The sequence below is a fragment of the Bacillus sp. AF62 genome (assembly GCF_050312695.1).
Lineage (GTDB): Bacteria > Bacillota > Bacilli > Bacillales > Bacillaceae_G > Bacillus_A > Bacillus_A cereus.
Genome location: NZ_JBNPJZ010000161.1, coordinates 1 through 8,835 on the forward strand (window position 1 = coordinate 1; position 8,835 = coordinate 8,835).

An 8,835-nucleotide genomic window follows, 5' to 3' on the forward strand; every position below is an offset into this window, starting at 1 on the left:
GAAAAAGATCATACATTTAAAATTAAAGAAATATGTGCTGATCCATGGAATGCAACGCAATTTATGCAAGACATGGAGGCGGAAGGGTATACCATGATAGAAATACGTCAAGGTATGGCAACTTTATCAGGACCTACAAAGGATTTTCGTGAACAAGTGTATCAAAAGAAGGTCATCCATAACAACAACCCTGTACTGAACTGGGCAACTAGTAATGCTATAACAAAACAGGATGCTAACGAAAATATCATGTTGGACAAGTCGAAAACTACAGAAAGAATTGATCCGATAGCGGCTGTTATTAACTCGCATGTTCGATGCATGCTCAATTCTGGTGAGATGGACTTAAATTCCTATATATTAAGTCAAGATTTCTCATTTTAGGAGGAATGACATGCGATTCTTGTTGTTTTTTATAAGTATTTTAGAAGATATTCTATTGATTTCGGGGTTGTCCATTATTGTAGGGACGACTTTTTTTGTTAACCCGATTTATGGATGGTATCTGTTAGGGATTATTCTCACAATGTTGGGGGTGGTGATGATAAGAAGATAGAAAGGAGGTGAAACTTTTGATTTTTCGGCAGTTATTTAGAAATCAGGATACGACAGATTTAAAAAATCCTTCTCCTTGGTTTAAAAGTTTATTTGGATATCAAGCCGCAAGCGGTGAAAAGGTAACGGTTGAATCCTCTTTAGGTGTTCCGACGGTTTATCGATGTATTAATATCCTTGCAAATAGTGTTGCGATGCTTCCTTTTCAAACGTTTAAAAAGACAGCGAAGGGAAGGGAACGGGATAAGGCACATCAAGTATCGTTTGTTTTGGAAAGACGCCCGAATCCTTACCAAAGCCCATTTAAATTTAAACATTTAATCGAAACACATCGAAATACATGGGGAAATGCCTATATCAATATTCATTGGGGTGTAGATGGAAGGCCAAAAGAGTTGTGGGTATTAAATCCAGCTGTTACAACGCCCACGGTGGACTTAAAGACCAATAAACTATGGTATTTTACGAGCTTGCCAGACGGTACACCTATAAAAATACCTGATGAAGACATAATCCATCTTACTACACTATCTACTGATGGTTTAAGGGGGAAACCTCCTATTCAAATTGCAAGAGAGTCTATAGGTAGCTCACAGGCGGCCCAAAAGTTTAAAGGTAAATTCTTTACAAACGGTGCAGCGCATAGCGGGATATTAAAAACAGAACAACCTTTAAATAAAGAGGCTAAAAATAAACTTCGTGATGCCTGGGAAGAAGCAAATACAGGGTTGAATAATGCGCAAAGAATAGCTATTTTAGATGCTGGACTAGAGTTTGAAAAGGTTGGAATGCCTTTGAAAGATGCTCAATTTATCGAAGGTATGAAGTTTGATAAAGGTGAGATTGCAAATATTTTTAATATTCCTTTGCATATGATTAATGAGTTAGATCGTGCTACTTTCTCCAATATTGAGCAACAAGCGTTGGATTTTATTCAAAATACATTGAGTCCAATTCTTATTCAATATGAAGAAGAGTTTTCTTATAAATCATTTTCGTTTCATGAGCAAAAACGATATTACTTGAAGTTTAACCTAACAAGCTTATTACGTGCTGATTCTAAATCACGAGCAGAATTCTACAAAATTATGTTAGATGCTGGTGCATTTTCAATTAATCAGGTGCTGGAACTGGAGGATATGGACGGGATTGGGGAATACGGTGATAAACACCGTGTTGACTTAAACCATGTATCTATTGAAATCGCAGACGAATATCAATTGGCAAAAGCTAATGGAGGAGTGTTACAGAAGGGAGATGAGGACGATTAAAGACGTATTTACAATTAAAAATCAAACAGATTCTTCAGCTGATCTATTCATTTATGGTGACATCATAAACAATACCGGATGGAAATGGGACGATTCCGATGTGATGCCGGATGATGTGAAAAATATTTTAGGGCAGTTGGATGATAAAAGTAATTTAAATATCTATGTAAATAGTGGTGGTGGTTCTGTATTCGCTGGTTTAGCTATTTATAACATGTTGAAACGTAATAAAGCGCAAAAAACTGTTTATGTGGACGGTGTTGCAGCTTCTATCGCTTCCGTAATCGCCTTGGCTGGTGATCGTGTTGTTGTCCCTTCTAATGCTTTTTTAATGGTCCATAAACCATGGACTGTAAGTAGAGGGAATGCAAATGTACTTCGTAAAATGGCAGAGGACTTGGATAATCTTGAGGCTGGAATTATGAATGTATACAAAGAAAACTTGAAAGAAGGCATCGAAATTGAAGTAATTCAGCAATTAGTAGATGCTGAGACCTGGTTAAGTGGTGAAGAAGCTGAAAAATACTTCAATATTGAAGTTGTGGAAGCAAAAGAAGTCGCAGCTTGTAGTAGTGATTACTTTGATAAATATCAGAAAACACCTAGTAAAGTAGTAGCAAAGGCTCCTTCTATTCCCAAAAAGGATAATAGCGAACAATTAAAAATACAAAACGCACTAGACCTGTTAGAGCTTTAGGTCTATTTTTTGTGCCAAAACAAGGAGGAAATACCGAATGGATAAACGTGAACAAGAGTTACGTCAAAAAGTTGCTGATTTAAAAGCGAAAGCAGAAGAATTTAACAATAGTGGTAAATATGAAGATGCAAAGGCAAAAATTGAGGAAGCGAAAAACGCGAAAAATGAACTAGATAACTATCTAGCAATGAAGCAAATTCAAGTTCCTGAGCCTGTAAATTCACAGGCAGGAGTATTACCTCCAGCATCAGTTCAAAATGAAGATACATCGTATAAAGAAGTATTTATGAAAGCAATACGTGGTCAAAGTTTAAGTCATGAAGAAGCAAGCGTTATGCAGGAATACAAAGCAGCACTATCTGAGAATACAGGAAAAGATGGCGGTTATATTGTTCCGGAAGATATTACGACAACTATTAACCAATTAAAACAGACGGTTGATAATTTAGAACAATATGTAAATGTACAACCTGTTTCAACAAACAAGGGGGCCCGTACATTAGAAAAACGTGCAGCATCTACACCTTTTGCGCCATTATCTGAGTATGGAAATCCAAATGCGATGCAAGAAATTGCTTCACCACAATTTGATCGTTTGCCGTATGTTATTGAGGATTATGCAGGATTTCTACCTGTACCAAATGATTTATTAAATGATACGGATCAAGCGCTAGAAGCTTATTTACGTCAGTGGATTGCGAAGAAATCTATTGCAACGCGAAACTATCTGATTTTACAAGAAATCAACAAATTAGCAAAAGTTGATTTAAAGGATTATAAAGGCATTAAAACTGCATTAAATGTCACATTAGATCCTGCTTTCTCAGCTGTAGCAAACATTATTACAAACCAAGATGGATTCAATTACTTAGATCAATTAGAAGATAAAGATGGTCGCCCACTTCTTCAACCAGATCCAACAAATCCAACACGTAAGCTATTATCAGGAAAGCCAGTTATTGTTTTATCCAATAAGACGATTGCTACAGATAAAGATGGTAAAGCACCATTTATTGTTGGGGACCTGAAAGAAGCAGTTGTGTTATGGGATAGACAGCAGTTATCGCTTGATATGACAAAAGAGGGTGGAAGTGCTTGGAGAGGTAATACAACAGAATTCCGAGCAATTGAACGTGAAGACGTTACGTTATGGGATACAGAAGCGGTTGTATATGGTCAAATTACAGTTACGGCCAAAGCTTAATGATGTAGGAGGGGTTCTTCTTGGTACTAACATTAGAAGAAGCAAAAAAGTATCTTCGTGTGGATGGTGATGAAGAGGACGATCTCATTACATCTTTCGTAGAAGCAGCTGAAATATATATTAAAAATGCTACAAGTAAAAATGTAGATTTGAAGAGCGAGCTTGCTAAATTAGCAGCTCGTATTTTAATTGCTCATTGGCATGAAAATCGTGAAGCAGTTGGAAAGGCTGAACAATTAGCATTTAGTTTGCAGTCGATATTAGTTCAGTTGCAATATTGTGGTGGTGATGCAAGTGAATCCAGGTAAATTAGATAAACGTCTTACCTTTCAAGTGAAAGACGAGGAAGCAAAGAGCCCAGACGGTGATCCAATAGAAGGTTATAAGGATTCTATTACTGTATGGGGCTCTTTTATTTTTTTAAAAGGAAGAAAATACTTTGAAGCAGCATCAGCTAATAGTGAAGTTCAGGGTGAAACAGAAATACGATTTCGCGCAGATGTGAATGCTGATATGAAGATGAAGTATAAGAACGTAATGTATGACATTATTTCAGTTATTCCAACTGAAAAACACACCTTATCAATCATGTGGAAGCGTGGTGGAATGAATGGCTGATGGTGTTGATTTTTTAGGCTTTGATCGTTTGATATCTGAATTAGAGCAAATGGGTCTACGTGGAGAAAAGATTGAAGATAAAGCTCTTGCAGCAGGTGGTGAGCCTATTCGAAAAGCTATTTCTGAAATAGCCCCAAGGAGTGATAGCCCTAAAAAAGCAACAAAAAGCGAACCGTGGCGAACAGGACAACATTTGGCTCATAATATACGGGTTACAAAAGCAAAAATGGAGGGCGGCATAAAAACGATTAAAATTGGTATAGATAAAGCGGATCGTTCCCCCTATTTCTACGGAAAGTTCTTAGAATGGGGAACGTCTAAAATGCCAGCAGAGCCATTTATAGAACCTGGATTTAATTCTTCAAAAGAAGCGGCAATTCGTGCTATGACAGATATTTTGAAGAATGAAATGAGGTTGAATGTATGATAAATTTACGACCTGAAATCGTGCAAGCTCTTGAAAATAATCAGGAGCTTGTTTCCTTATTAGGCGGAAGACGTATTTATTATCGTAAAGCTAAAAATGCTGAAGAGTTTCCGCGTATTACGTTTTTTGAACTAGACAATAGACCAGATGGATTTTCGGATAATGAAGAAAATGAAAGTGAAATCACATTTCAAATCGATATTTGGTCAAAAGGTAGTACAACAGCAATCCATAAAAAAGTGAATGAAATCATGAAAAGTATTGGTTTTTCACGCTATGCGGTTGCTGATTTATATGAAGATGATACACAAATTTTTCATTACGCGATGCGATTCGCAAAAGGAGTGGAGTTATAGATGGCCGGAGAAGTGATTAAAATTAGTTCAACTGTCGGTGTAGATAGCCTTGTTTACGCAAAGTTATTAAAAGATGATGCAACAGGTGTTGACTATAGTGCAGTGAAAGAAATGGAAGGCGCTGTAAAGATTAAAACTTCTAAAAAGGTAGCTTCGGAGATTATGTGGAGCGATAACAAAAAATCGGAAATTGCTGAGTCTGATGGGGAAGTAGAAGTAGAGATTGAACTTCGTAGTATTTCATTATCAACAAAAGCAGATATTGAAGGGTATCCAGAAGTGAAAGACGGTGTGCTAGATGAGAGACGCGAAGGTGAAAAGCCTTATGTAGCAATCGGCTGGCGTTTCTTAAAGGCTAATGGGAAATATCGATATGTTTGGTTATTAAAAGGGAAGCTTTCACAAGAGGAAGAAGAAGGCGAAACGAAGAAGGATAAGCCTAACTTCCAAACAACGAAACTCAAAGGTTCATTTATTGAGCGTGATTTTGACGATAGGCCTAAATTTACAGCTGATGCTGATGAACCTACATTTACAAAAGCTGTGGGAGATAATTGGTTTAAAAAGGTGTATGAGAAGCCTGTAGTACAACCACCAGCAGGAAAGTAAGGGGGGAGCAAAAGCTCTCTCTCTTTTTTATTAACGAGGAGGAAAAGCCATGAAATTAACGCTATTAATCAAGGAAGAAAAGAAAACGTTTCATTTACCGGAGTTCATTCCAGCGCGTTTGATTCGTCAAGCGCCTGAGCTTGCGGATATTCCAAATAACCCTGGTCCGGAGGACATGGATAAAATGGTTCAATATGTAGTAAAAGTGTACGGTGAACAATTTACATTAGATCAATATTGGGACGGTGTGGATGCTCGTAAATTTTTATCCACAACTTCCGATGTAATTAATGCGATCATCAATGAAACTGTGGGAGCGGCTGGTGGCACACCAGGAACTGGAGAAGAAACAAACCCAAACGCGTAGAGGGAGGAGGGCTCACGTTCACTGAGTTTATGGACGAGCTCTACCTCTCTTTATTACGTCAGGGGTATAAACACCATCATATCGATAACGAAATGGATATCTGGCATTATTTAAGGCTAAACCAAAAATATCGTGAACAAGATTATTACAATAGTGGAAATCAGAATTTAAATGAAATGGGAGTTCCAGCAGAAAACATTATCTAATAAGGGGGAAGATAATGGCGAATGAAATGAATAATTTAGTCGTTAGGCTGTCCCTTGATAATGTGAATTTTTGTCAAGGTATAGCAAACTCAGGCCGTGCGGTTAGGACATTACAGAATGAGCTGAAATCTGTAAGTACAGGAATGGGTGGCTTCGCAAATGCCAGTCAACAAACGCAAGCGAAAATGAATACACTCAGCAGGCTTATTGAAGCACAAAAAGAAAAAGTTAGAGCTTTGCGACAAGCCTACGATCAAAATAAGGCTAAATTAGGTGAAAATGATGCAGCAACCCAGCGATATGCTTCGCAAGTAAATAAAGCAGTTGCTGATTTAAATAGATTTGAAAATGAATTAAAGCAAGTAAACCGTCAAGCTGAACAAAAAGGGATGGATAAGTTAAACAACTCTTTAAAATCTCTACAGGCCGAATTTCAGTCTATTGCAACAGGCATGGGCGGTTTTTCTCATGCGACAGAACAAACACGAGCTAAAGTAGATGTTTTATCTCGTATAGTAGATAAGCAAAAAGAGAAGGTTAGGGAACTTCAACAAGCCTATAATCGTGCAAAAAGCGAAGAAGGTGAAGCAAGCCAATCAGCACAGCGATACGCAGAACAAATTCATCGAGCGACAGCTGAACTGAATCGATTTGAAAATGAATTACGTCAGTCAAATCATGAATTAGAACAGCAAGGCAATCGTCTATTGAACTTTGGAAACCGAATGGAGTCATTGGGTAATCATTTGCAGAATGCCGGTATGCAAATCGGTATGGTGTTTGGCGGAATGACGTATGCAATAGGTCGAGGGCTAAAATCAGCTGTCGAAGAATCGATGAACTTCGAGCAACAGATGGCTAACATAAAGGCAGTATCGGGTGCAACTGGACAAGAAATGAGTAAACTCTCTGAATTAGCTGTGAAGTATGGGGAAGATACAAAATATTCGTCTGTTGAGGCCGGAAAAGGGATTGAAGAATTAATAAAAGCCGGCATTAGTTTAACGGACATCATCAATGGTGGATTAGAAGGGGCTCTAAACTTAGCGGCCGCAGGTGAACTAGAACTAGGAGAAGCAGCAGAAATTGCTTCTACTGCCTTAAATGCATTTAAAGCAGATCATCTTTCTGTTGCGGATGCAGCAAATATTTTATCTGGAGCGGCTAATGCTTCAGCAACAGATGTACGGGAGTTAAAATACGGTCTTTCAGCTTCATCAGCAGTAGCAGCAGGGGCTGGCATGACTTTTAAGGATACAGCTACAACCCTAGCAGTATTTGCTCAGAATGGGTTAACATATAGCCCCGTTGCGACGAGATTCGCTACGTAAAGGACGTGAATTGCTGGGAAGCTAAGGTTACATAACTATGCTAATCAGCAGCCGAGTTATTTAGGAATAAATGAAGGGTTCAGAGACTAGGGTATGGAGTCCAGAACGGACAGTAAAACCCCACGAGCGCGTCCCATCCTAACGTGTAAGGCGAGGATGATGATATAGTCCGATACTCCAGTGAAAATTGGAGAATATGAGATAAAGAGCTCATATATAACGAATGTAAAAGGTTCTGATGCAGGTACGTCTCTAAAAACAATGCTTATGCGTTTAAATCCAACAACAAAAGAAGCGTATAATCAAATGAGGGATTTAGGGTTAATTACTTATAATGCACAAGCAGGATATGATTTTCTTGTTAAAAACGGTATACAACCAGCTTCAAGGAGCGTTGGCGATATTGAGCAAGCTTTAGAAGGCTATGTCATGAAAATAGAAGGTGCGAAAAAGTGGAATGACAAGTGCGATACCACATTTCGTGAATTAGCTACAAGTTCAGCATTTCTATCATCAAAATTTTATGATCAACAAGGACATATTCAAAGTCTAGAAAATATTTCAGGAACCCTTCATGAATCGATGAAAGATTTAACAGATCAGCAACGTAGTATGGCTTTGGAAACGTTATTCGGATCCGATGCTGTACGTGGTGCAACGATTCTTTTCAAAGAAGGTGCGAATGGGGTAAACAGCATGTGGGATGCCATGTCAAAAGTGACAGCAGCTGAGGTTGCAGCCACTAAGATTGATATATTAAAGGGACGTCTTACATTACTAGATTCAGCGTTTTCGACAATGAAAAAGACAATTGGTGATGCGCTTGCCCCTGTGGTTAGTGTTTTTGTTGCTGGATTGCAGAAGCTTGTAGATGGATTTAACTCATTACCAGGGCCAGTACAAAAGGCCATTGCAATTACAGGTGGTATTGTTCTTGCACTTACAGCAATAGCAACAGCAATAGGGGTAGTTCTTGCGGCATTCGGGATGATTATGTCAGGAATTGGAGCATTAGCAACAGCGTTAGGAATTGCTGGTGGTGCTGCAGGTCTTGCTGGCGCGGCGGTTGGTGTGTTAGGAAGTGCATTAGGCGTGCTTCTTGGGCCTGTTGGTTTAATAGCAGCCGCTCTCATTGGAACTGGAGTTGTCGCATATAAAGCATATCAGAAAGCAACAGAGGACAGTATTGCTTCA

General features: G+C 38.5%; 11 protein-coding genes and 1 pseudogene. All 12 read left to right on the forward strand.

Annotation, left to right across the window (positions count from 1 at the left end; genetic code table 11):
• Positions 1-384: terminase TerL endonuclease subunit (locus ACQRBL_RS31435; RefSeq protein ID WP_427736325.1), on the forward strand; the 384-nt coding region annotated here is incomplete at its 5' end.
• A gap of 188 nt (positions 385-572) precedes the next feature.
• The gene (locus tag ACQRBL_RS31440; RefSeq protein WP_030022654.1) at positions 573-1,826 is read left to right on the forward strand and encodes a phage portal protein; all 1,254 of its coding nucleotides are present in this window, start codon (positions 573-575) and stop codon (positions 1,824-1,826) included.
• The gene (locus tag ACQRBL_RS31445) at positions 1,813-2,523 is read left to right on the forward strand and encodes a head maturation protease, ClpP-related (protein ID WP_411996717.1); all 711 of its coding nucleotides are present in this window, start codon (positions 1,813-1,815) and stop codon (positions 2,521-2,523) included. The genes ACQRBL_RS31440 and ACQRBL_RS31445 overlap by 14 nt, the downstream gene beginning before the upstream one ends.
• A 37-nt stretch (positions 2,524-2,560) precedes the next feature.
• On the forward strand, positions 2,561-3,727 hold the full coding sequence (locus ACQRBL_RS31450) for a phage major capsid protein (RefSeq protein WP_411996716.1): 1,167 nt from the start codon (positions 2,561-2,563) through the stop codon (positions 3,725-3,727).
• A 20-nt stretch (positions 3,728-3,747) separates the two neighbouring features.
• Positions 3,748-4,035, forward strand: a complete 288-nt coding sequence (locus ACQRBL_RS31455) for a head-tail connector protein (RefSeq protein WP_045351623.1) — start codon at positions 3,748-3,750, stop codon at positions 4,033-4,035.
• Positions 4,022-4,345: a phage head closure protein gene (locus ACQRBL_RS31460; protein ID WP_411996715.1), complete on the forward strand. Its 324-nt coding sequence runs from the start codon at positions 4,022-4,024 to the stop codon at positions 4,343-4,345. Before ACQRBL_RS31455 ends, ACQRBL_RS31460 begins: the two co-directional genes overlap by 14 nt.
• The gene (locus ACQRBL_RS31465) at positions 4,338-4,772 is read left to right on the forward strand and encodes an HK97-gp10 family putative phage morphogenesis protein (RefSeq protein ID WP_411996714.1); all 435 of its coding nucleotides are present in this window, start codon (positions 4,338-4,340) and stop codon (positions 4,770-4,772) included. Before ACQRBL_RS31460 ends, ACQRBL_RS31465 begins: the two co-directional genes overlap by 8 nt.
• Positions 4,769-5,128, forward strand: a complete 360-nt coding sequence (gene gp17, locus ACQRBL_RS31470) for a tail completion protein gp17 (RefSeq protein WP_411996713.1) — start codon at positions 4,769-4,771, stop codon at positions 5,126-5,128. Before ACQRBL_RS31465 ends, gp17 begins: the two co-directional genes overlap by 4 nt.
• A complete protein-coding gene (locus ACQRBL_RS31475; protein ID WP_144641397.1) occupies positions 5,129-5,737 on the forward strand; it encodes a major tail protein in 609 nt (202 codons plus the stop codon).
• Between the two features lie 49 nt (positions 5,738-5,786).
• Positions 5,787-6,104: a phage tail assembly chaperone G gene (gene gpG / locus ACQRBL_RS31480; RefSeq protein WP_144641393.1), complete on the forward strand. Its 318-nt coding sequence runs from the start codon at positions 5,787-5,789 to the stop codon at positions 6,102-6,104.
• A gap of 220 nt (positions 6,105-6,324) precedes the next feature.
• Positions 6,325-7,638, forward strand: a pseudogene (locus ACQRBL_RS31485) (phage tail tape measure protein); the annotation flags it as partial.
• 183 nt (positions 7,639-7,821) lie between these two features.
• The coding region (locus ACQRBL_RS31490; RefSeq protein ID WP_427736330.1) for a phage tail tape measure protein at positions 7,822-8,835 on the forward strand (1,014 nt) is incomplete at its 3' end.